The 21560-nt window shown below is 36.1% G+C and carries 24 protein-coding genes, 7 tRNA genes and 3 pseudogenes; 9 read left to right on the top strand and 25 right to left on the bottom strand.

Annotated features, from left to right (window positions below):
• Positions 1-109: 109 nt before the first annotated feature.
• Complete coding sequence (locus tag JNUCC21_RS02675; protein ID WP_369878537.1) at positions 110-1138, top strand: fatty acid desaturase; 1029 nt, start codon at positions 110-112, stop codon at positions 1136-1138.
• A 573-nt stretch (positions 1139-1711) separates the two neighbouring features.
• Here JNUCC21_RS02675 and JNUCC21_RS02670 read toward each other — a convergent pair.
• The 5 genes from JNUCC21_RS02670 to JNUCC21_RS02650 form a co-directional block, all read right to left on the bottom strand.
• Positions 1712-2725, bottom strand: coding sequence for an NADP-dependent oxidoreductase (locus JNUCC21_RS02670; protein ID WP_369878536.1), 1014 nt, complete (start codon positions 2723-2725; stop codon positions 1712-1714).
• Between the two features lie 262 nt (positions 2726-2987).
• A complete protein-coding gene (locus tag JNUCC21_RS02665) occupies positions 2988-3737 on the bottom strand; it encodes an SDR family oxidoreductase (protein ID WP_032866855.1) in 750 nt (249 codons plus the stop codon).
• A 58-nt stretch (positions 3738-3795) separates the two neighbouring features.
• Positions 3796-4371: a TetR/AcrR family transcriptional regulator gene (locus tag JNUCC21_RS02660; protein WP_150941033.1), complete on the bottom strand. Its 576-nt coding sequence runs from the start codon at positions 4369-4371 to the stop codon at positions 3796-3798.
• A 470-nt stretch (positions 4372-4841) separates the two neighbouring features.
• Positions 4842-4967: a hypothetical protein gene (locus JNUCC21_RS02655; RefSeq protein ID WP_257645089.1), complete on the bottom strand. Its 126-nt coding sequence runs from the start codon at positions 4965-4967 to the stop codon at positions 4842-4844.
• A 195-nt stretch (positions 4968-5162) separates the two neighbouring features.
• Positions 5163-5801: an NAD(P)-dependent oxidoreductase gene (locus JNUCC21_RS02650; protein ID WP_259425015.1), complete on the bottom strand. Its 639-nt coding sequence runs from the start codon at positions 5799-5801 to the stop codon at positions 5163-5165.
• Between the two features lie 197 nt (positions 5802-5998).
• Here JNUCC21_RS02650 and JNUCC21_RS02645 point away from each other — a divergent pair, with 197 nt between their 5' ends.
• From JNUCC21_RS02645 to JNUCC21_RS02635, 3 genes are all read left to right on the top strand, one after another.
• Positions 5999-6442 (top strand): Rrf2 family transcriptional regulator, encoded by a 444-nt coding sequence (locus JNUCC21_RS02645; RefSeq protein ID WP_108654912.1) that lies wholly within the window; start codon positions 5999-6001, stop codon positions 6440-6442.
• Positions 6443-6534: 92 nt separating this feature from the next.
• Positions 6535-6636, top strand: a complete 102-nt coding sequence (locus JNUCC21_RS02640) for a hypothetical protein (RefSeq protein WP_225307344.1) — start codon at positions 6535-6537, stop codon at positions 6634-6636.
• A 148-nt stretch (positions 6637-6784) separates the two neighbouring features.
• Positions 6785-7126: an MmcQ/YjbR family DNA-binding protein gene (locus tag JNUCC21_RS02635; RefSeq protein ID WP_012116882.1), complete on the top strand. Its 342-nt coding sequence runs from the start codon at positions 6785-6787 to the stop codon at positions 7124-7126.
• Positions 7127-7386: 260 nt separating this feature from the next.
• On the opposite strand, the gene JNUCC21_RS02630 is transcribed toward JNUCC21_RS02635, so the two are convergent.
• From JNUCC21_RS02630 to JNUCC21_RS02610, 5 genes and pseudogenes are all read right to left on the bottom strand, one after another.
• Positions 7387-7812 carry a MaoC family dehydratase gene (locus JNUCC21_RS02630; protein ID WP_003156152.1) on the bottom strand — a complete coding sequence of 142 codons (426 nt, stop codon included), beginning with the start codon at positions 7810-7812 and terminating at the stop codon, positions 7387-7389.
• A 125-nt stretch (positions 7813-7937) separates the two neighbouring features.
• Positions 7938-8298, bottom strand: a pseudogene (locus tag JNUCC21_RS02625) (cystatin-like fold lipoprotein); the annotation flags it as partial.
• 161 nt (positions 8299-8459) lie between these two features.
• A complete protein-coding gene (locus JNUCC21_RS02620; RefSeq protein WP_072588824.1) occupies positions 8460-8774 on the bottom strand; it encodes a MarR family winged helix-turn-helix transcriptional regulator in 315 nt (104 codons plus the stop codon).
• Between the two features lie 337 nt (positions 8775-9111).
• Positions 9112-10515, bottom strand: a complete 1404-nt coding sequence (locus JNUCC21_RS02615; protein ID WP_063096234.1) for an MFS transporter — start codon at positions 10513-10515, stop codon at positions 9112-9114.
• A 38-nt stretch (positions 10516-10553) separates the two neighbouring features.
• Positions 10554-10962: pseudogene (locus JNUCC21_RS02610) on the bottom strand (BCCT family transporter); the annotation flags it as partial.
• 474 nt (positions 10963-11436) lie between these two features.
• Between JNUCC21_RS02610 and JNUCC21_RS02605 the strand changes: the two are divergent.
• Positions 11437-11562, top strand: coding sequence for an ester cyclase (locus JNUCC21_RS02605; protein ID WP_227051472.1), 126 nt, complete (start codon positions 11437-11439; stop codon positions 11560-11562).
• A gap of 187 nt (positions 11563-11749) precedes the next feature.
• Here the strand turns inward: JNUCC21_RS02605 and JNUCC21_RS02600 are convergent, their stop codons facing one another.
• From JNUCC21_RS02600 to JNUCC21_RS02590, 3 genes are all read right to left on the bottom strand, one after another.
• On the bottom strand, positions 11750-12274 hold the full coding sequence (locus tag JNUCC21_RS02600) for an NAD(P)H-dependent oxidoreductase (protein WP_015416878.1): 525 nt from the start codon (positions 12272-12274) through the stop codon (positions 11750-11752).
• A 177-nt stretch (positions 12275-12451) separates the two neighbouring features.
• Entirely contained in the window at positions 12452-12592 is a 141-nt protein-coding gene (locus JNUCC21_RS02595; RefSeq protein WP_157872133.1) for a hypothetical protein, read from the bottom strand.
• A 363-nt stretch (positions 12593-12955) separates the two neighbouring features.
• Complete coding sequence (locus JNUCC21_RS02590; RefSeq protein WP_150941032.1) at positions 12956-13678, bottom strand: NADPH-dependent F420 reductase; 723 nt, start codon at positions 13676-13678, stop codon at positions 12956-12958.
• 228 nt (positions 13679-13906) lie between these two features.
• Between JNUCC21_RS02590 and JNUCC21_RS02585 the strand changes: the two genes are divergently transcribed.
• Complete coding sequence (locus tag JNUCC21_RS02585; protein ID WP_020955363.1) at positions 13907-14266, top strand: helix-turn-helix domain-containing protein; 360 nt, start codon at positions 13907-13909, stop codon at positions 14264-14266.
• Between the two features lie 486 nt (positions 14267-14752).
• Positions 14753-15493, top strand: a complete 741-nt coding sequence (nfsA, locus tag JNUCC21_RS02580; RefSeq protein ID WP_020955362.1) for an oxygen-insensitive NADPH nitroreductase — start codon at positions 14753-14755, stop codon at positions 15491-15493.
• Positions 15494-15561: 68 nt separating this feature from the next.
• Here nfsA and JNUCC21_RS02575 read toward each other — a convergent pair whose 3' ends face one another.
• The 4 genes and pseudogenes from JNUCC21_RS02575 to JNUCC21_RS02560 all read right to left on the bottom strand — a co-directional run bounded on the left by JNUCC21_RS02575 (position 15562) and on the right by JNUCC21_RS02560 (position 17766).
• Positions 15562-15690, bottom strand: coding sequence for a hypothetical protein (locus JNUCC21_RS02575; RefSeq protein WP_260485571.1), 129 nt, complete (start codon positions 15688-15690; stop codon positions 15562-15564).
• Positions 15647-16809, bottom strand: a pseudogene (locus JNUCC21_RS02570) (tetratricopeptide repeat protein). Before JNUCC21_RS02570 ends, JNUCC21_RS02575 begins: the two are co-directional and overlap by 44 nt.
• A 160-nt stretch (positions 16810-16969) precedes the next feature.
• Complete coding sequence (locus JNUCC21_RS02565) at positions 16970-17116, bottom strand: NAD-dependent epimerase/dehydratase family protein (protein ID WP_119001710.1); 147 nt, start codon at positions 17114-17116, stop codon at positions 16970-16972.
• A gap of 8 nt (positions 17117-17124) precedes the next feature.
• Positions 17125-17766 carry an FMN-dependent NADH-azoreductase gene (locus JNUCC21_RS02560; RefSeq protein WP_150941031.1) on the bottom strand — a complete coding sequence of 214 codons (642 nt, stop codon included), beginning with the start codon at positions 17764-17766 and terminating at the stop codon, positions 17125-17127.
• A 196-nt stretch (positions 17767-17962) separates the two neighbouring features.
• Here JNUCC21_RS02560 and JNUCC21_RS02555 point away from each other — a divergent pair, with 196 nt between their 5' ends.
• Entirely contained in the window at positions 17963-18466 is a 504-nt protein-coding gene (locus JNUCC21_RS02555; protein WP_004393007.1) for an Rrf2 family transcriptional regulator, read from the top strand.
• 849 nt (positions 18467-19315) lie between these two features.
• The gene (locus tag JNUCC21_RS02550) at positions 19316-19765 is read left to right on the top strand and encodes a hypothetical protein (protein ID WP_044802974.1); all 450 of its coding nucleotides are present in this window, start codon (positions 19316-19318) and stop codon (positions 19763-19765) included.
• Between the two features lie 499 nt (positions 19766-20264).
• Here the strand turns inward: JNUCC21_RS02550 and JNUCC21_RS02545 are convergent.
• The 8 genes from JNUCC21_RS02545 to JNUCC21_RS02510 form a co-directional block, all read right to left on the bottom strand.
• Positions 20265-20348 (bottom strand) — tRNA-Leu (locus tag JNUCC21_RS02545).
• Between the two features lie 68 nt (positions 20349-20416).
• Positions 20417-20498: transfer RNA gene (locus JNUCC21_RS02540), tRNA-Leu, on the bottom strand.
• Between the two features lie 8 nt (positions 20499-20506).
• A tRNA-Lys gene (locus JNUCC21_RS02535) sits at positions 20507-20582 on the bottom strand.
• A gap of 33 nt (positions 20583-20615) precedes the next feature.
• Positions 20616-20690 (bottom strand) — tRNA-Gln (locus JNUCC21_RS02530).
• Positions 20691-20701: 11 nt separating this feature from the next.
• A tRNA-Glu gene (locus JNUCC21_RS02525) sits at positions 20702-20776 on the bottom strand.
• Between the two features lie 19 nt (positions 20777-20795).
• Positions 20796-20886 (bottom strand) — tRNA-Ser (locus JNUCC21_RS02520).
• A gap of 3 nt (positions 20887-20889) precedes the next feature.
• Positions 20890-20964 (bottom strand) — tRNA-Asn (locus JNUCC21_RS02515).
• A 135-nt stretch (positions 20965-21099) separates the two neighbouring features.
• Complete coding sequence (locus JNUCC21_RS02510; RefSeq protein WP_060563118.1) at positions 21100-21549, bottom strand: SprT family protein; 450 nt, start codon at positions 21547-21549, stop codon at positions 21100-21102.
• Positions 21550-21560 lie beyond the last annotated feature (11 nt).

Below are 21560 nucleotides of genomic sequence, written 5' to 3'. Positions count from 1 at the left end.
ACAGATGAATGGGAAAGATACTTATCATCTATGGTGTATGACGCTGTGACTTCAAAGACAAACGTTTTCGCTACTTAGAAGAACATCAGGGGAGGGGAAACTTTTAAAAATGAATGAACAAAACCTAAGGACTTTGAGAAAACTGGTTACACCTTATGAAAAGTCCGATTTACAAAAAAGTATATGTCAAATCATTAACACATTGGTACCATTTTTCCTGCTATGGTATTTGGCATATAAGAGCTTGTCCATTTCTTATTTCCTTACATTAGCCATTTCTGTCGTTGCAGCAGGTTTTTTAGTAAGAACCTTCATCATCTTTCATGATTGCTGCCACTATTCCTTTTTTAAGAACCGAAAGGCGAATCGAATCCTTGGAACAATTACTGGAATTCTGACTCTGCATCCGTTTGATCATTGGGCACACGATCATTCTGTCCATCATGCGACAAGCAGTAACCTGGACAAACGCGGTACGGGCGATATTTGGGTACTGACTGTTGAGGAATATAAGGAAGCCTCAACTAAGACAAAAATAATGTACCGTTTGTACAGAAATCCGTTTGTTATGTTTATTATCGGACCGATTTACGTCTTCGGGATTACCAATCGTTTTAATCGTAAAGGGGCAAAACGCAAAGAACGGATGAATACATATGTAACGAACCTGGGGATCGTCGCTTTGGCAGCACTTTTATGTTGGGCTATCGGCTGGCAAAACTTTCTGCTGGTCCAGACGCCAATTTTTATGATCTCGGGATCCCTCGGAATTTGGATGTTTTATATTCAGCATACGTTTGAGGATTCATATTTCGAAGAAGATGAGCATTGGGAATATGTAAAAGCAGCCGTTGAAGGAAGCTCTTTTTATAAGCTTCCAAAAGTCATGCAATGGTTAACAGGCAATATCGGTTTCCATCATGTTCATCATTTAAGCCCAAGAGTCCCAAACTATAAGCTTGAAATCGTGCATAACAACACTGAACCATTGCAAAACGTTCCGACCATCACACTGGCAACAAGTATTAAGTCGTTAAAGTTCCGCCTATGGGATGAAGAAGGCAAAAAATTTGTTGGTTTTACCCACTTAAAAAAAACTTCTAAAAGCCAGGTATCAGCTCGGCTAAGAACGGATTAAATAAACGCCCATAATCGATGATAATGGGCAGTGTATCTTGCAGAATAAAAGTGCAGACTCGCGCAAAGATTTTGTGCAGAGGTCAGCACTTTTTTAATGCCATATGCACTTACAACAAAAAATACCAAAGGTGTCAAAACCCTTGGTATCATTAGGATGCGGCCGAGAGGACTTGAACCCACGGGTTATTCACCCGCTGGGCCCTCAATAAAGTGATTCTTTATTATGAATTACAAAAGCCTATAATATCAGCATTTGTTTATTTTGATTATGAATGTTTACTTCGATTTATTTTTATTTGGGAGTAAAAATGGAGTAGGTTTTCATTTCAAGACAGTTAATGTCTTGTTACTGGTGACATGTCTATTAGAGTAACCGCCTAATTGAAATGGCTAGTTCTCCATGTTTTATAATGAACTCTGGCTTGATGAAGTTTTTCTATGATTTGTTCTAGCTTTTTATCTTTCCATTTCTTAATCAGCAGAACTCGCGGTTTGTAACACCTTAATATTGCCTTTCAAAATCCTTTGCATAAACGATCTTAACTTTTTGACTGTTTTCTTTGTATTCCCCTTAAAATTGAATAATCACTTTCCCTTTTGGCCGTCCATTTGCGACTAGTTCTAGCGCTTCATTTACGTTGTCTATGGTAAATTGTATTGGATGAATTGCTGGAGCAATGTTGTTTTCTTCAATGATTTTGGTAATCTCTTTAAGTTGTGCGCCGTCAGAACGAACGAAGATAAAATGGTATTCCACGTTTTGTTTCTTGGCTTTGCGATCATACTTTGCGCCAACAAGGGAAAATAGCATTTGTTTCCACAATGGAAAATTCCGGTCTTTTCCGAAGCGTTTATTTGGTCCTGTACGGAGAGAGAGCAATCTTCCGCCCGGTTTGATGATACTCAATTCACTGTCAAATTCTTTAGGTCCCAGTGTATCAATCACACAATCCACATTTGACAACAAGTCAACATAGTTTTCTGTTGAATAATCCAAATATTGATCTGCACCCATTTCCAAAATGCGTTCGCGCGCTTCTGAGCTGCCGCTAACAATGACATTTAGGCCCATTGCCTTTGCGATTGGTACAGCCATCTGACCAAAGCTGCCTGATCCACCTGGAATGAAGACAGATTTACCTGACTGTGCCTCAAGTTCTTCATGCAGACCTTGATACGCTGTGAGTCCAGCCAGTGGTGCAGCAGCGGCTTCCACGTAAGACAAATTTTTTGGCATGGGTGCAATTGCGGCAGCATCAATTGCGGCATATTCCGCAAAAGCGCCAATTTTTTCGAGGGGGAGACGTGTATAGATGGCATCTCCTACGTGAAATTCTGCCACATTTTTTCCGACTTTTTCGATAACTCCTGTCAATTCATTACCAAGCGTTAATGGGAATTCATAATCTTGAATCAGTTTCACGCTGCCTGTAATAATTAACATTTCGAGTGGATTGACTGCCGCAGCTTTGACCTTTACCAAGACTTCATTGTCATCGATTTCTGGAATTGGAATGTCATTGATTTGGGCATAGAGATCTTTTGAATACTTGGTGATCTGAGCTGCTTTCATAAGTTTTTTCATTTTTTTATCAGCATCCTCTATCATATTACGTTTATTAGGTTTTTACCTTTTTATATAATCGTTTAGGTGGAGGGGAATCTTTCTTTTAACGAAGTCTGACTTCCAATTTTATGATTAACCCTCCACCTAAACAGCAGTCATTTTTAGAACGATCATTCTCAAATAATTAAATTTTATAGACCGATACTGTGAATAAATGTTTCTCATCTTCCTAGTGTTATTGATGTAGAGCATCGTTATATAGGTTTAATAACTTGAAATATTACATCTCTAGAATCGGATAGATTTGATCTCTTAATTGAAATTCATAGTTTCCGTCTACAACTCCTACTACTTGATTACTATCATAAAGCTCCATCATAAAACTCGCCACTTGCTCAACTGTGTGGTACATCGGGATATTTGCTTTGTAATCATATTCTTTCGTATCAGATGCAGTTTTCATGAATTCTGTTTCCGTGATTGCTGGCGCTAAAACTTTCACCTTCATTTTCGCACCTTTGCGTTCAAGTTCTTTTGCAAGGCCTTCTGTAAATGCACTGACAAAGTATTTAGATGCAGAATAAGTAATACTGCCAACAGCAATTGCATATCCGAGTGCTGATGATACGTTAATTAACTGAGTTCCCTCTACATCCGAATAATCACGTACAAATAGTGTAGAAAGAATCGTTAAGGATTCTACGTTTACACGTAGCATGGTTTCCACTTTATCTAAATTCTGATCCGTGACAGAAGAAGATTCACCAAGCCCGGCATTATTAATCCAAGTCTCAATTTGATATTCCTTTAAATTGTCATACAGTGTGTATGCCTGAGCTGTGACAGATAAGTCACTTGTACGAATAATAACATCCAAATCAGGATTAATATTCTGAATGGTTGATTTAAGCTCTTCTAATTTATCTAATCTTCTAGCTACAATAATTAAGTTTTTGCCGCGAGCAGCAAATTCCAATGCTGTCTCATATCCTATACCTGAGCTTGCTCCTGTAATAACTGTGTACTTCATATTATTCTCTCCTCGAAAACAAATTTTCTAATTAGTTAATCCATATAACAAAATAGATTCAGTCTAGTGTCGACAAAGTCAAATCAATAATGTTTTCTAATTTTTCCTTATCATTTGTCGTTTTTGCTAATACTCGTATCCCTACGAGTGAATTATGAATAAATTGAGAAAGCCCTTTAATGTCATGGTGTTTAGAAAATTCTCCTTGTTCTTGACCATGTTTTAGCAGATCAAATAATAATGCTTCCGCATTTATAAAAATCTCTGTGATTTTCTTAGCTACTTCTTCATCTATTAGGGATAATTCAACAGCTGCATTAACAGCTAAACATCCTTTTGGCTGATCTTCTTTTGGGTAAATAACCATTTCAAATAATTTTCGTATAGCCAGCTTAACCGTTAATTCTGTTTTCACTTCATTCTTCATTCTTACTTCCATTACTTCTACATAGTGACTTAAGGCTCGCATAAATAAAGTATGTTTGTCGCCAAATGTATCATAGATACTTCTGCGGTGAACGCCCATATGGTCCACCAAGTCTTGCATGGATGTTTTTTCATACCCCTGTTCCCAGAAAAGGTCCATTGCTTTTCTTAATGCTTTTTTTTCATCAAATTCTTTATTTCTAGCCATGTTATCCCTCCTTCATTCTTAAATAATTAAAGAACGATCATTCTCATTTGAGCAGCAAAACAGTTAGATCTGACGTATTTCAAGTATATCAAATTTAAGAACGATCAGTAAAGAATTTAGAATTAAATCATGTGTTTTATATGCTATGCATGGCTACTACCTGAATTTTAACGAATATCGCTCCTTTTTATTTTTCATCAAATCATTTCTTTAATGTCATTGACGGCAGGTCATAAAGCATACTGGTGTGTTTTCGAAAATACCCCTCATTTCAGTAAAGTTCCCCGCTGGAATATTCACACTTTGGACACGAAATAGGAACTGTAGAAGAGTTTCCCGGATTTTCAAACTAAAGTGTATTAAACAATACGGAGGATTACACTGGGTAACACAGTCAAATAAAAAAGCTCTAACTAATCCAAAAAGTTGCTAGTCAGAGCTTTTTATACATATTTTTTTGGTCCAACTCACTAAGCACCTACTCTGTCATCAGCAACTTGAAAAGGAGCTTTGATAATAGGGACATTATTTGTTAAAACCACTCCTGCGATGCTGCCCAATAAAATGACTGTAAACAAAGTCAGGCTGATCTTCATTAATAATCTCCCCTTTTTTTTATTTTTTCGTCCCGCTTTAATCTCAGTCGATAATACTCATTGGAACGTGATAAATCCCCTTTTTCATAAAAATAATCAGCTGCTCTGATTGCAAAATTTTCAATGTCTCCGTACATTCTTAGAAGGAAGATACCATTAGCGATGACACTAATGGTACCCTTTGTTTCTACTCAATTATTCAGCTTCTCCAACAACTGTAAAGCGTTCATTTATATGTTTTGGATTTTCAATTTCATCCAATACTGCAATTGCATAGTCTGCATAGCTGATATAACTTTCACCTTTCGAATTCACAAGAAGATGATCTTTTCCTGACTGATAAAATCCAGTTCTTTTCCCGTCTGGGTCAAATACCGCTGAAGGACTGATAAATGTCCAGTTCATATCAGAAGTTTCCTTTAGTTCTTGCAAGTTACGACCTTGCCCTTTAGCTGTCGGAATAAAAATCTCCGGGAAATCAGGTGTATCCATTACACTGACAGTTTTATTTTCGTCTACATAAAGACTCCCTGCTCCACCTACAATTACTGCTCTTGTACCCGTTCCTTTTAATGCCCTAATTAATGCCCGGCCAGCATCTACATGTGCCTGTTCTTCTCCTAATGGAGCACCGAAGGCATTAACTGCTACATCTAACTTTTTTAGATCATCCGATGTAAGATCAATTATATTTTTTTCAATGACTGCAATCTTTTCCTCTTTAAGTTTTGCAGCATCTCTTACAATTGCAGTTACTTCATGTCCCCTGCTTACCGCTTCTTTCAAGATAAGACTTCCAGCTTTTCCGGTTGCACCAATGATTCCAATTTTCAATTTAAAGTCCTCCTAATCATTCAAAATTTTAAATGTAACCATATTGATTACATGTAATAATTTTAGTTACACCTTTTCTATTTGTCAATACTTTTATCATCTTGTTAATTGAGCATATTAGAGTAAAAGAACTTGTAATACATTCAGTTACAAGTGTACTATAAAGAGTGTAAAGTAATGAGGATGGTGAAGAAATCATGTCTATTAGCAGCCGTTTTGCTGTAGGAATTCATATATTGGCTCTTATTGAAATAAATGAAGACGGAATTAGCACTTCTGAATTTTTAGCTGGAAGTGTAAATACAAATCCCGCCTTCATAAGAAAAATTGTGGGGATGCTGAAAAAAGCAGGTTTAGTAAAAGTTCGGCCAGGTATTGCAGGAGCTGAATTAGCGAAGGATTTAACTGAAATCACCTTACTTGATGTTTATAGAGCAGTTAATGTTGTTCAAGATAAAGAATTGTTTAGTATACATGAAAATCCCAATCCTCAATGTCCTGTAGGCCGGAACATTCAAAGTACAATTGGTCCAATATTTGAAATCGCCCAATCTGCCTTGGAAAAAGCTCTTGGGCATATCACAATTGAGGATGTGGTAAAGGATATTATTGAAAAAGAAAAATTGACCAATAATTATTAAATGATTTCACAGAAAATCTTTTATCAGACTGGGGATAAAAAAATGGCTTTTCATGAACAAAAAAAGAGCAGACATAAAGTCTGCTCCTTTTGATGAAAGATTTAGATTACGGTAAGGGATATAAATATGCTCATGATACAGAGGAAAAATTAACGACAATGCAGACGATGCCAGATTCTTTAATAGGGCGTTGAGTATTACTATCCAACAACTCAAGGTTCAGAAGCTAAGTTCAAACAAAGACTTGAGGAAATCTCGGATTGGTATAAAAGAAACCGCAAATCTTAGTTTGAACGAATATGTTCTGTATATAAAAATAATGAGGTATGGGGTGAATTGATAATGAATTATGATGGAATAAAAGATTACTGCCTAACCTTTCCAAACTCTTATGAAGACCATCCTTTTGGAGATGGTTGGACTGCAATTCGTCACAAAGGGAATAAGAAAATATTTGCACTTATCTTCACTCGCGACGAACACTTATGTGTCAACCTTAAATGCGAACCTGAAAGGGCTGATTTTCTGCGTGGTCTTTTTGAAGAAATCAAGCCCGGATACCATATGAACAAGGAGCATTGGAATACTCTTACCTTAGATGAGGGACTCCCAGAGCACCAAATCCATGACATGGTAAAGTACAGCTTTGAACTGACAAAACCAAAAAGCAAAAAGGAAACATAACATCGAAGGATAGAACGCTCATTATAGATATTCATCCGGTGCAATGGTACAGAGGAATATGCAAAAAACTTCAAGGCAGCAATTTTTAAATTTGTATTTATGAGATGTTTTCGTTATTGTGAGTCCTTTGTTTCTTGAAATAGGTTGAACAAATAAAAAAGAGCAGACTCAAAGTCCACTCAATTAATTAAGATGATTGCTCATTTCATCCAGACACCTATAAAAAATGAAAGGTGACGATGATATGCCGCAAAGGTCATTTAGCGTTTAATTAATACTGATAACTCACCTTCAAACACTTTTTCCTCTTTCTGATTATAGGTAGATAACAATACAGTAAGTATCCCCGTCTGGCTTTTATTTGGTTTTTTATCAATAACCTTAACAATAGTGTTCAGTTTATCATTAGGGTAAACGGGTGCTAGGAATTTTATATTATTCATTCCTGTCCCAGCAATAATATCGTCTTCATGACACCCTTCTTCAATCCAAAGCTTAAAAGTAATAGATAACGTTTGTATTCCAGAAGCAATAATTCCATTAAACCTGCCCATTTTTGCTTTTTCTTCATTTAAATGCATGTATTGTGGGTCATACACTTCTGCAAAATTCATTATATTCTCTTTTGTTAATTCAAAAGATTTAGTTTGAAAAACCTGCCCGATGGTGAATTCATCCAATTTCATAAATAAATCTCCTTGAATCTAAACTTTATTATTAAATCTACGTAGCATTTTAACATACTGGCTCTCACACAACAACTTAATGGTAAAACAATTGTTCCCCTATCAGGAATGAACAAGCACATTGTTTTTGTTTCCTTGCCTTTAACCTCTTTATAATCAGGTGTTTTCTTATAAAGACCAAGGCGGTCGCCATCACCATCACCCGGCATATGTGCCATTTCCTATTTCCTCATAAGAATCTCCAAGCTTCTCATAATAAGAATAAGCAGTCAGCTTGCGAGTACTTTCTTCTGGCTGATAAAACGCAAGTTGAATATATTTCCCGTCATCATATAAACGAATTATGACGTTATCTCTTTTGTGCTCATCTGAATCCGCTCGCATTTCTTTTCTGACTTTCTTCTCCTGCTTCATCACTTCATTAATTGCATTATCATATTTACTACCGCCGCACGCAGTCAGCTGAAGGATGAAGGTGACTGACAAATCATACGACCTGCTATAAGTAAGTGGACAGTAACAGATAAATTTCTATAAACAAAAAATACCAAGGGTGTCAAAACCCTTGGTATCATTGATGCGGCCGAGAGGCACTTGAACCTCCACGGGTTATTCACCCGCTGGGCCCGCCATCTATATTCATAAAACTATTGCTCAGTTGTCAGCATGTTAAGTAAATTACGAATTTCCTTGTTATAACTTTTAATTTCTTCTTCATTACAACCGGTTTTATCAAATACTGCATTAGGTATCATTGTGACTTTTTCTTTAAACTCATTCCCTTCAGTTGTTAACGTAATAATTACACTTCGTTCATCCTCTTTTGAACGCTCTCTTATAATAAGACCTCGCTCCTCAAGTCGTTTTAAAACTGGAGTTAATGTTCCGGAGTCTAGATATAATTCTTCGCCTAAACCTTTAACAGATATTTTTTCCTTCTCCCATAAAACAAGAAGAACCAAGTACTGTGATTAGCGTACAAGTTCTCGTTTTCTGCTTTGGACCCCATAGAAAATAAAAAGCCAGCTCTCCTTCGTGAGAAGAACTGGCATAACAAAGCTTCTTGCTTCTTATTTTGCTGTATTGCTCGGACCTTTTAATTTCTCTTCGTTCTTGCGTCAACGTTTTATTATTAGGACACAACCAATAAAATAATGACGATCGAGAATAGCAACGCTGCTTTTGCAAAGCAGTAAGCCCTCCAGAATATAAAAGAGCTGCAGTCATTGCTGCTCGGATAATCCCAGCTTATTCTGAGTCTGTATTTCGAGTAGCCGGTCAATTAAATGGATGTTTTTTTCATTCCTTTTCTGTTTGTTCCATTTTCCACCACAGTGAATCTTTTGGATTTTCAACAGCTTCTTGAAACTCAGCTTTAGAAGCAACTGTTGGGTAAGAACCTTTTAAAGATTTACCTGAAGTATCTTTAAATAAGGTTAACACAACTATTAAGCCAATTAAACTAACTGCTAATAAATAGAAACCCGGCGCCAAATTGTTTCTTGTCACATGGGTTAACCAAGAAGCAACTAAAGGTGTTGTTCCACCAAAAATAGAAACTGATAAGTTGAATGTCCAGGATAATGTACGATATCTAATGTCAGTATGGAACAACGTAGGTAAAGATCCTGGCATAGTGCCTTCGTATACAGATAATACAATACCTAACATTAAAAGTCCTATAAATAAGAATGTTATATTCCCCATATTAAGAAATTGAAAAGAGATAATCGAAAATACAATTCCTAATACTAATCCAATTGATATAACTTTTTTATTTCCTAATTTATCTCCTAGTTTACCGAAAGTTAAAGCGAACGGTACCATAATAATCAATACAATTGCTGTAACCGGTGTACTTATATTATCACTTATACCAAGGTTCTCATCTAAATAAGAAGGCATATAACCTAACAATAGGTAATTGGTTATATTGAAAAATGCCACAAATACGATACATAAAAAGATATCTTTTTTATATGTTTTAATGACTTCTAATAAACCTGGTTGTTGTTCTTGGCTTTCAGAGATGTCATTTTCAAAAATTGGTGATTCATCTAAATGACTTCTCAAATATAAACCAAATAATCCTATTGGAATACTTAAGAAGAAAGGAATTCTCCATCCCCAACTATTCATTTGAACATCAGATAAAGTCCAGAAAAGTACTGTAACTAAAACAGAAGCTACTATATAACCAGATAATGTGCCGATTTCTAAACCGCTGCCTAACCTTATACGCTTATTATCTGGAGAAGATTCTGCGATATATACCATTGCACCAGCGTACTCTCCACCCACAGAAAAACCTTGCAGAATACGAGCTAAGAGTAATAATATAGGGGCCCATACACCAATCTGATCATAAGTAGGAAGCACACCAATTATTAAAGTAGATAAAGCCATCATTAAAATAGTAATTGTTAATACTATTTTCCGACCAAATTTATCACCCATTTTACCAAAAATAATTCCGCCTACGGGTCTAAGTAAGAAGGCAATTGCAAATGTAGCAAAAGTAAATATTAACTTTAATTCATCGTTTTGAACTGGACTGAAAAAGTTTTTACTAATAATAACTGCCAAATAAGAATATAAAGCAAAATCAAACCATTCCATCGCGTTTCCTATCCCTGTAGCAAACACGCTTTTCTTCGCTTTTTGAATGTCTACAACGTTAATTTTTTTCTTGTTAAACTTCATTTAATAATATCGACTCCTTAATTATCAAATCCACATTATACAAGCGTATAAACGGTCCAAGCATGCAGTCCCAGAATGTATAGCGTAATGCTTCTTTAAAAGTCTGGGGGTTTCTGTTTCACCTGATGGAGAGCTAACGGCATAGTGGATGATTGGTTCAACTGTACCTTAAAAGACTAGACTAATATCCATATCAGCGCCAAATAACATTGTAAACCAGGAAAGAAGGATGAAATTCAGTTTTTTCGCTGGTTTCCTTAACTTATTTTTGCCGATTGGACTAAAAATAATACAAAAAGCAACAAAAAGAGAAACATCCAACAGATAATACCAGGCAAAGCGGTTAGTGATATATCCTTGGGCTGTGGTTGGTATTTTCTGCAGACTATTTGGAGAAATGATTCCCCTTAATAAAGCTCCATTGTGAATATTATCACAATCGAACAAAAACTTTTATTTCTTCAAAGTATCCTAAACCTTTATTTTAGTTCTTCCATTACGTCTTCCAATATGTTTATTATAAGATTGAGGTCGTTCCTAAGAATTATTTACTGATCCTATCTTTATTACCCCACAATCAGGTGAAACAAAACACTATAAACGTACCATATCTTTTTAAAATCTGACAAGCTCAACAGGGTGATAGAAACCCGGCTAAAGCCCAGCTAGTCAATGGATAGAAGAAATTTTTTTGTTTTTCCCAAGGAATAACCGTCTGCGTTTAATCCAGCCCAATCAGAAAGAAAAAGAGCAGGAGTAATCCTGCTCTTTCATTCAAAACTTTAATTTGTATGAAGAATTTCGTATACCTTTTCGACTTTCTTTACCTATTAATCAGGATACAGACTACAACAGAAATAAGTAGCACCGGGTATGAAATAATGGATGCATTTAAACAGGCCAATCACCGACAATTGAATTTTGAATTTAGGAAAAAGCGTTAAATTCTCTCTTATGATGTTGTTACGTATTGTTGACGGTAAAATTATTGAACATAGATCTCATGTGGATGTACATGATATTCTCCGTCAGCTTGGCGTTAATTAACAGTAAAAAGTTGAAATAGTGAGAGACCAGGTGAATAGCTTGGTCTCTTTTTTTATAATTAAGTCCTCGCTCTATGCCCTCCTGCATTCAGTCGATGTAACTTTGAAATAAAGTTTAATTAACATCTATCACAAATCCTTATTTTCACAACACATCATTTATTTCAGCTTCCCTCGCGAATACCGGATCAATGCTCAGCTTTAAGATAGTTAACCAATTTCTCCGCACTGTTCTTAACATCTTCTTTTGAAAGGTGAAGTGTCCCATATTGTGTAAAGGCAGGAAGAAAACGCATTCCTATATAGTTAGCAGTGACTTGAAACGGTCTGATAAGCTCGCTGATCGTGATATTATATTCTCCGCCTGCTTGATAATCAGATTCCTGTGCGCCTAAGGAGATCGCTAAGAGCAGTTCTTTTCCATGCAATTTAGTACCTCCAGTTCCATAAGCCCAGCCATGTGTTAACACATCATCTTCCCATTGTTTGAGTAACGCGGGACTGCTGTACCAATACATTGGGAACTGAAAAACGATACGCTCATGATCTAACAGGAGCTGCTGCTCTTTTTCTACATCAATGATAAAATTAGGGTATTCACCGTACAGGTCATGAACCGTAATGTCATTCTCTTGCTTTAAACGATTCATCCAGGTTTTGTTGACAACAGACGTTTCCAAATTAGGGTGTATAACGATAACTAATGTTTTCATTTGACTGTTATCCTTTCTTCGCCGATTAGTTATTATTGCTTTTGTGATAAGGATTTGATTCTAATTTTAAAATTACAACTTATTTACACCTATTTTATCCTTTTTCATGAATTCAGGGCAACTATTGGACACCGATTACATTTATAGCCAAAAAAAGGCTTAACCTTTTAAAAAAGATTAAGCCTTTTCAGTACCCTTATGCCCCTGCCCTATTATCTCGTGTCTAAATTCTAATAGCTGATCATATAACAAGGCATCTTTGTTTTCCTCCATGCTTGTAATACTTTCTCTGCTTTTGCAAATTGGAGCTTGAGGCATTAGTAACTACCTATAATGATGAAAATATTTGTGCGATGTCGACTGCAGATGACTTACTTTAGGTAAGTGGGCAGTTTGTGGGCAGTAGATCATTTAAAAACAAGCACAAAAAAATACCAAGGATCTCTCTATTACCCTTGGTATCACTGAGATGCGGCCGAGAGGACTTGAATCTCCACGGATTATTCACCCGCTGGGCCCTCAACATAGTAAATCCATATCACTGGTTATGAAAGCTTGTTTTCATAACATTTCCTATTTTCATTTGCCATCATTTATATACGTTTATATGAATTATGGTTAAAAAATGGTGAGCCTAAGCGAAACAAAAAGGTGCGCTCTAACTGAGTGCACCTCTTGTTTTTATGAATTGTATATTTCTCTGTTTAGATTTACAATATCTTCATGAGATAATTCAGCTGAAAGCTTCTCTATTACCTTATCCCGTAGGAGTGGGGCTTTTTCTTTATCTGCCTTTTTGAGCGCTTCCATTAGTTCCTCTTTTGTTAGTTCTGTGCAGTATGCAGGAGTTCCTGGTTGTTGTCTCCACGAATCACTTAAAGAGCCACTATCCACTGCATCAAAGCCTAGTTCGTTTGCCACGTCCATGATTACTTGTTTATGTGCTTGGTCATTACCGGCAATTGCATAGGAAATGCGACTACTAGCACCTTTGGGGGCTCCTTTATTTTCCAATGTATAAGCTAATTGGTTGTTGAAAGCTTTAATGACAGGTCTGCCTAATTGATTTGAAACCCATACACTTTCAACCATCCCGTTCTCAATTTCTTCAATCTTATTGTCTCTAAAAGGATAATAATTTGAAGTGTCTACAACGATTACTTCCTCTCCAACTTTATCTACAATGTTACGAATGCTCGGCATTACAACAGAAGGGAGAGATATTATAAGAACATCAATATTTGTTATTACATCTTCTAAATTCACAGGTGTTGCATCAAGCTCTCTTCCTTTTAAATGTTCAATTCCTCGGGTTTCTGCAATTTTGACATTATGTCCATTCTCAACTAATTTTTTAGAAATATTTGTCCCTATTACTCCTGCACCTATAATTCCAAATCTCATTATTGTTCCTCCTAAAGAATTTGTATATAAAAGAATATTTCGCTTAAAGTTACACAATTATGTTTACCAAATCGCAAACATATACCCATTAGATATGAAAAACGTATGTGTATTGAATATTTCCTTTACATATACTAGAATAAAACCATTTCTCATCTTTTTAAAGTAGGCAATTTAAATTGCCATAGTACATTTTTTTGTACATAACAGCAGAAAGCAGGTGAAAAGATGTCTAGAATATGTAAGGATGGATTTGACAAAGAATGTATAAAGGAACAAAGAGAAGTATATGGTATTGCCTATGCCCAAAACATGCTTTCTGGGCGTTGGAAGTACTTAATTCTTTGGTTTTTAAAAACAAAAGAACGTCGTTATAGCGAAATTAAAGCTTTTTTAGGGGACATTTCACAAGGCTCTCTAACAAAACAGTTGAGGGAACTAGAAACAGATGGATTAATTAAGCGAGAGGTTTTTCCTGAGGTACCTCCACGAGTTGAATATTCATTAACAACTAAAGGGCGCGAATTTATCCCAATAATTGATTTGATGGAGAACTTTGGCAAAAAATTCGGGGAAAAACCTGAGTAAAATAATAAGTAGAAAGTAAATAACCTATTTATTCACAAAAAGGAATTATACCTATAGCTCATCGGGATAATTCCTTTCTTTTGTTAAGAGGCCTTCTATGATTACAGCACTAAATCCTAAGCAGGAGACAGCGTTAGCTTACAACTTGTTCATTTTAAATTTAGGTCCAATCTGTCTATTTTAATACAGAGGAATCGGTTTTTTTATTGAATATTTCTAAATATTATAAATCTTCATTTTCCGAGGTTCCCCCACATACTTCGTGTTTTTCGATTATATTTATCCTCTTTTAAAAAACCTTTATATAATTTAGACCTCTTTCCTATTGTACAAAAAAATGTACTACGGCAATTTAAATTGCCCTCTTCATAAATTAGAGTGATGACTTTATCATATTGTATACAAAGTTTCATTATTTTTTTACAAATAACGCCAATCCATCTTAATCAGCTTGAATCTAATATGTAAGAAAGGAAGAATGTCAATATGAATAATACAATTGAATTACTTTGTAATCATACTTCCATTCGGTCTTTTACAGATCAACCTCTCACAAAGGAGCAACGAGAAGCAATCTTTAAGGCAGCCAATCAAACTTCATCTTTCAGCCTTCTCCAAGCTGTTTCTATCATTAGAATTACAGATCCGCATCTTCGAAAAAAAGTGATGGAGCTTTCTGCGAATCAGCCTTATATTGAAGAGGCAGCAGAGTTTTGGATTTTTTGTGCTGATTTTAACCGAAATCATCAAATTGCTCCCGATGTAGATCTCGAATATATTGAATACCTATTAATAGGTACATTTGATGCTGGGCTCATGGCTCAAAATGCTTTAACTGCAGCCGAATCAATGGGACTCGGTGGTGTATATATCGGTGGAATAAGACTTAATATTACAGAATTAACTGAGGTATTACATTTACCAAAACATGTGGTTCCTTTAGTAGGGCTATGCATAGGTCATCCTGCTGAAGAGAAACCTGGACTAAAACCACGTTTGCCTCAATCAATGGTCATGTTTGATAATCAGTATCAGGCACTAGATGATGAAAAATTAGCAACTTATGATCAACAGATGCGTGAGTACTACCGAGATCGTCCTGTTAAAGCGCCTTTCACAGTGAAAAAAGTAAAGGGATGGAAAGATCATATTGAGGACCATCTCGAAAGAAGCAAACTCCCCTTCATGCTTGAGTATTTAAATAAACAGGGATTTGCTAAAAAATAAATTTTCCCAAGAGGGAATTTCGGCATTCCATCCAAATAAAAGAGGAAGAGTTTTGACGCTCTTCCTCTTTATGCACCAACTCGATCTGCGGCAATTTTGAAACCATCATTTGAAGCACTGTCCACACCTGCAAAGTGAGCAAACGTTAAAATGCTACTCAACACCATTACTCCCAATAGAATTCGGCTGATCTTCATTAATAATCTCCCCTCTTTTTATTTTTCGTCTAGCCTCAATACTCATGCGATAAAATTCATTCGAAAGTTTTAATTCCCCTGCTTGATAAAAATAATCACCTATTTCAGTTGCAAAATTCTCCATGTCGGCAAACATTTTTCTGTCAGCAAGATAAAAAAATGCTTCATTAATTAATTCATATTCACCATTTGAAAAATAAAGTCCTTCTAAAATTTTAAATTTTGCGATGTATTCTTTATCATTCTTATTCTCAGCTTCGTTTCGTCCTTTAATGAAATAATTATAAGCTATCTATATCAAAATTATGTTTTTTAGCATAAACGTGAGCCATAGCAAATAAAGCTTTTGTCAAAAAACTATGTTCAGATTTTTCAAAATATTTATCAACCATCCTAAATGGATAGCAGCATTATTATAATCCTTTAACTCTTCATAACAAATCCCAATATTCATATAAGACATACCAATCAGATGAGGAATTTTAGTGTATTCTGCAATTTCCAATGCATTCAAAAATTGTTGCAACGCTCTTTCAAATTCCCTGCTACTATAAACTGACAGCGCAATGTTTGAACAGCGTATTCATCGAACTTCTGAAATATTTTTAAAGCACGATTAGCATAATTCATCAAAAAGTAAGTCTGTTTCATATAATAATAAACGTACGAAACTTTGAAGAAAAACTCAGCTTTTTCTATTTCATCTTCCACTTCAGAAAGTTTTGTTTCAGCAATCCTATAAGCACTTATTGCCGTTGTTAATTCTTTACGTCTGAATTCGTACATACCTGTAAAAAAGAAATAGTAATACTCAAGCATTCCCGTTAATTGCCCCTGCTCTTCCATTTCTTTTATTGTCTCATATGCACTATCTAAATCATCAATCCTTTTTGATTCCATATAACTCAACATGATCTCGTGTCAGAATTCAAGCAATTGATAGTATAACAAAGCATCTTGATTTTCTTCCATATTCACTAATTCTTTTTCTACTTCTTTTCTTATATGCTCAGCCTGCTCAACTTGATCATTTTTAATAAGAGTATACCAATCATTCAATTTTTGAGTGACTAGGTCGTACGGAATTTTCCTATTTTCATCCAATATAATTCGGTGCAAGCAAATTCCTCCAATGCAAAAAGGTACGAATAGTCTATTGAAGAAATTATTCTTTTCGTCTTTATTGCGGTTATTGTAAGGCTTTTGTGTCTTGACACGTGATCCATAAATAAAAAAAAACAAAACACGCTAGAAAATGTTCTAACGTGTAAAGATTACTTCATTGTTTACTAAAACTGATTCTTTTGAGGAACGTGTTCGACCGATTACCTCGGGTCAATGCAAATACTTGATGGCCGTTTTGTATTAATTTAGGAAGAAGGGACCGACCAATTACTCCAGTCCCCCCAGCAACAATGATCTTCATGCTATACCTTATTTACCTGCTAATCTTGAAGCAGCTTCTTCAACTTCTTTATTTGCTTTTTGTAAAACATCCTCCGGACTTAGTAAAGCTGTTCCTTGCACTCGGATAATTTGATAATCCTCAATACCGAGGAAATTGAACATTGATTTCAAATATTTATTAGAGTATTCAACTTCTTCATACCAGTCATCATTTGTATAAATTGATCCGCTGGCTTGTATGACAAGCATTCTTCGTCCATCTTTAAGCAGACCTACTGACCCAGTGTCAGTATATTTAAATGTTTCGCGTGCGATCATGATATTGTCCATATAGTCTTTTAATTTTGATGGAATATTGAAATTATGCAAAGGCAAAACGATGACATACGTTTTTGCACTTTTGAATTGTTTCAATACTTCTGTCATGCGTTCTGTTACTTTTTGTTCATCGCTTGTCAGTTCTTCGCCCTTTCCAGCCTTATCCCATGCGCTTAAAACTGTTTTATCAACCATAGGCACTTCATCACTATACAAGTTAATCTGCTCAAGCTCTTCACTCTCAGGAATTAATTCTTTGTAAGTTTCCAAAAAGTGTTTCATTACCCGTAAACTATATGACAACGTATCATCTACTTTTGGATGTGCATTAATGAAAAGTGTTTTGCTCATTTAAAACTCTCCTTTTATTTTATATTAAAGATTAATTTAATCGACGATCAATTCGGTCTTTAATATAAACCCTGCAGTTTATTTTGTCAAACGGAACAAATCATATACTAAAGAAGGGTTTTATGATTGACTATCACCAAAAATACTCCTAAGATACAATGTGATAACCCTTAAAATCAAAAGCAGGTGAGTTTATATGCAGTACAGTGTTGGGGTTGAATATGCTTTACATTGTCTGGTTTATTTAATAGATGTTCCCTCCAAGGAAAGTGTCGGGATTCGGGACCTTGCAGAGTTCCAAGGACTTTCAGAAACATTTCTTTCAAAAGTTTTCGGTAAATTATCTAAAGCTGGTATTGTAAATTCTGTCCCCGGTGTAAAGGGAGGATACAGGTTAGCAAAATCCCCAGAAGATATTTCCTTTTGGGATGTAATAGAGGCTGTTGAAGGACCAAAACCCATTTTTCAATGTAAAAATATTGTAAGCAATGGTCTGCTTTATCGAGACAAATGCAACTCCTGTGAATCCAGCAATTCTTCTTGTACAATTAACTTGGTAATGCTTGAAGCAGAAGAACAGATGCGTAATTATCTTCGTAATAAAACGCTCGCATGGTTAAATAAAGAATTGGACGTAGTATTGCCTAAAAAAACAAGGACAGATACTCGGGAATACTTCATAAAAAAAAGCTCTGACTAAATTAATTAGTCAGAGCTTTTTTGTGCTATTACAAGTCATATTATGTTTTTTCGTTTTCCATCTCGACGTTTGAATTTGTAAAAACAATGCCGTACCTATTGGTGCTTCTCTTGCATAAGAAAGCGCAAATGTTATACTCATATTAAAGACTACATTAATCGTCGATTTATATGGCCCCTTATAAAAAAGAATAACAATCTTCTTATTTTACAGACGAGAGGACTTGTACCTCCACGGGTTACTCACCCGCTGGGCCATCAACATAGTGAAAACGTATCATGTATTACATAAACCTTATAAATAAAGCATTCTTTATCTACATTTCCACTTGTTTTCTTCTTTTTTTATGAATTTTGGGCAAAAATTAGGCATTACTTTTTTTAAAAAAATCACTGAAAATATTAGCTTTAAATTTGTAATTCCAACTAAGATCTAAGAAACCACTAACAAAAGAAGTAAGGTGGTCTCGCCCAATAGGTGCGATAGTTTTTTCTTTTGGTAGTATCTTGACTTGTCCGATTTTGAGTAAAAAAGAGTACGTATTAATCTTGAATAGCACAAAAAACACTACCCTTTTCGTTACTTTAGAGAAAGGATGGTGTTTTTTGGTTTTGCGGGTATCGGAAAATCTTTGCTAGTAGCAGTACCTCAATAAAAGAACCCAATTTCCGCTTACCTAACTATATCAAGGCTTACTTGTCTGATTTGGGATGTTTGGGGTACAAAAGTTGAGTTACAAACATTATTATCCAAAAGAACGTTTACTGTAATTATTTTACATGGTACTATTTGTATTGTGCATACAGAATATGTATGTGTAATAAATGAAATTAAAAGGAGTGCTTGATCGTGAATCTTAAGTCCATTTTCAAAGGAGTAACATCGACTCTGATAGCTGGTGCAATTGTTGGAACTTGTACTATACCTGCTTTTGCGGAGTCGACTACAAGTGTATCGTCGAAAAATTATGCAGTTACAAGTGGAGTATTCAAAGCTCTAGACAGGGAGGTTTCAGAAGACTCTGTTGATCAATCAAGCTGGAGTCGGGAGTTCGAATTAGATGAGAATGACGGAGCACAAGTAAACTTCTGGATTTCAAATAACGGAAGCAATGACATAAAAATATCAATTGACGGAAAAGTCTCAAGAACCATCGCACCAGGCAAGCAAGGCAGCATTTCTGCCGAGGTTAAAAATGGTTGGTTTGGTTGGACATACAATTACACATTTACAGCTTCACCAACGGCTCAAGGTGGTAGTGTTAAGATGAAATATAAAATTGCTCAAAGAAATAATTAACGAATTATGGAAAGGTAATCACTCATTACCTTTCCGTAATTTCATCATTTTTTAGTTTTTTAAAAGATTCCTTACTTTCTATACTTTGGATATAAATTCACTCCAGGTTTTTCAACTTCTCTTTTTCTAGAAATAAAAGGTTTTTGTATTAAATCCTATATGATGCAAATCAAACCGATTAGTAATTACTTTTCTCCAATTTTCTTCTCCTGCTTTTCCTGCTCTTTTCCCCTCAGCCTTATGAAATATTATCCTGTCCTATATTTAAGGGTTATACAGCGCTCATTATCATTATTTACACCTTTTTTAATGTTTTTTCATATTTTCTGGACAGTAAATGGGAGTAAAGGAACCTTGACCACTCACCAAGATAAGTAAAATAAACAAAACGAAGGGCATCAAACTAGATGACTTACTATAAGTAAGTGGGCAGTAACAGACAAATTTTCTACAAACAAAAAAATACCAAGGATCTCTATTATCCTTGGTATCATTGAGATGCGGCCGAGAGGACTTGAACCTCCACGGGTTATTCACCCACTAGGCCCTCAACCTAGCGCGTCTGCCATTCCGCCACGACCGCGTGTTATGAAGCTGTCTTTCCACTAAGCATATAAGCTAGTGATGATGATCAGCACTTTGAAAAGAAAGTGCGGGTGAAGGGACTCGAACCCCCACGTCGTAAGACACTAGATCCTAAGTCTAGCGCGTCTGCCAATTCCGCCACACCCGCGTGACAAGTGGTGAGCCATGAAGGACTCGAACCTTCGACCCTCTGATTAAAAGTCAGATGCTCTACCAACTGAGCTAATGGCTCGCTCTAAAAGTGATTCAAAATTTTTAAATAAAATGGCTGGGCTAGCTGGATTCGAACCAACGCATGACGGAGTCAAAGTCCGTTGCCTTACCGCTTGGCTATAGCCCAACGAAGGTAAATGGTGACCCGTACGGGATTCGAACCCGTGTTACCGCCGTGAAAGGGCGGTGTCTTAACCGCTTGACCAACGGGCCGTCTGGTTGAGAACTTATCTGGCGGAGAAGGAGGGATTTGAACCCTCGCGCCGCTTACGCGACCTACACCCTTAGCAGGGGCGCCTCTTCAGCCACTTGAGTACTTCTCCATATGGCTCCACAGGCAGGATTCGAACCTGCGACCGATCGGTTAACAGCCGATAGCTCTACCACTGAGCTACTGTGGAATAATCAGACTTTCTTCATTATAAATGATGCGACATATTGTGTCAAGAAGCAACATTTATTTTTTTGAGAAAGTGTCGTTGTCTCTCAACGACTTTTATAATTTAACATAGAACATTAAAATGAGTCAAGCCTTTTTAAAAAATTCTTTTGATTTTTCCTCTGCACTTTCCGCAGGCATATCTTTCCGGATTCATTGCCCGCTTCTTTATATACTGTTGGCCGCAGGCCGCGCATCTATACATATATGTTTTCTTTTGTGTCTTTTTTGTTTGCAGCGGCGTGCAGAATCTCGGCGCTCCGACTTTCTGAAGCAGGTCTCTGAAGTCTTTGTCTCTGTGCTTGTACCCTTTTCCTTCAAGGTGAAGATGGTAATGGCACAGCTCGTGTTTGATGATGCCTTCCAGCTCGCTCCGGCCGTGTTCGAGCAGATATTTTCGGTTTAATTCGATGTTATGGGAAGACAGCATGTACCGGCCGCCTGTCGTTTTCAGCCGATCATTGAAGAAGGCCCGGTGACGGAACGGTTTTCCGAAATCCTGTGCAGAGATGTCTTCCGTCAGCTTTTGAAGTTGTTCGTTATCCATAAGTGCACCCC

Source organism: Bacillus sp. JNUCC-21, assembly GCF_041222765.1.
GTDB lineage: Bacteria > Bacillota > Bacilli > Bacillales > Bacillaceae > Bacillus > Bacillus velezensis.
Note: the sequence above shows the minus strand (reverse complement) of the source record. Positions and strands in the feature narration are given on the sequence as shown.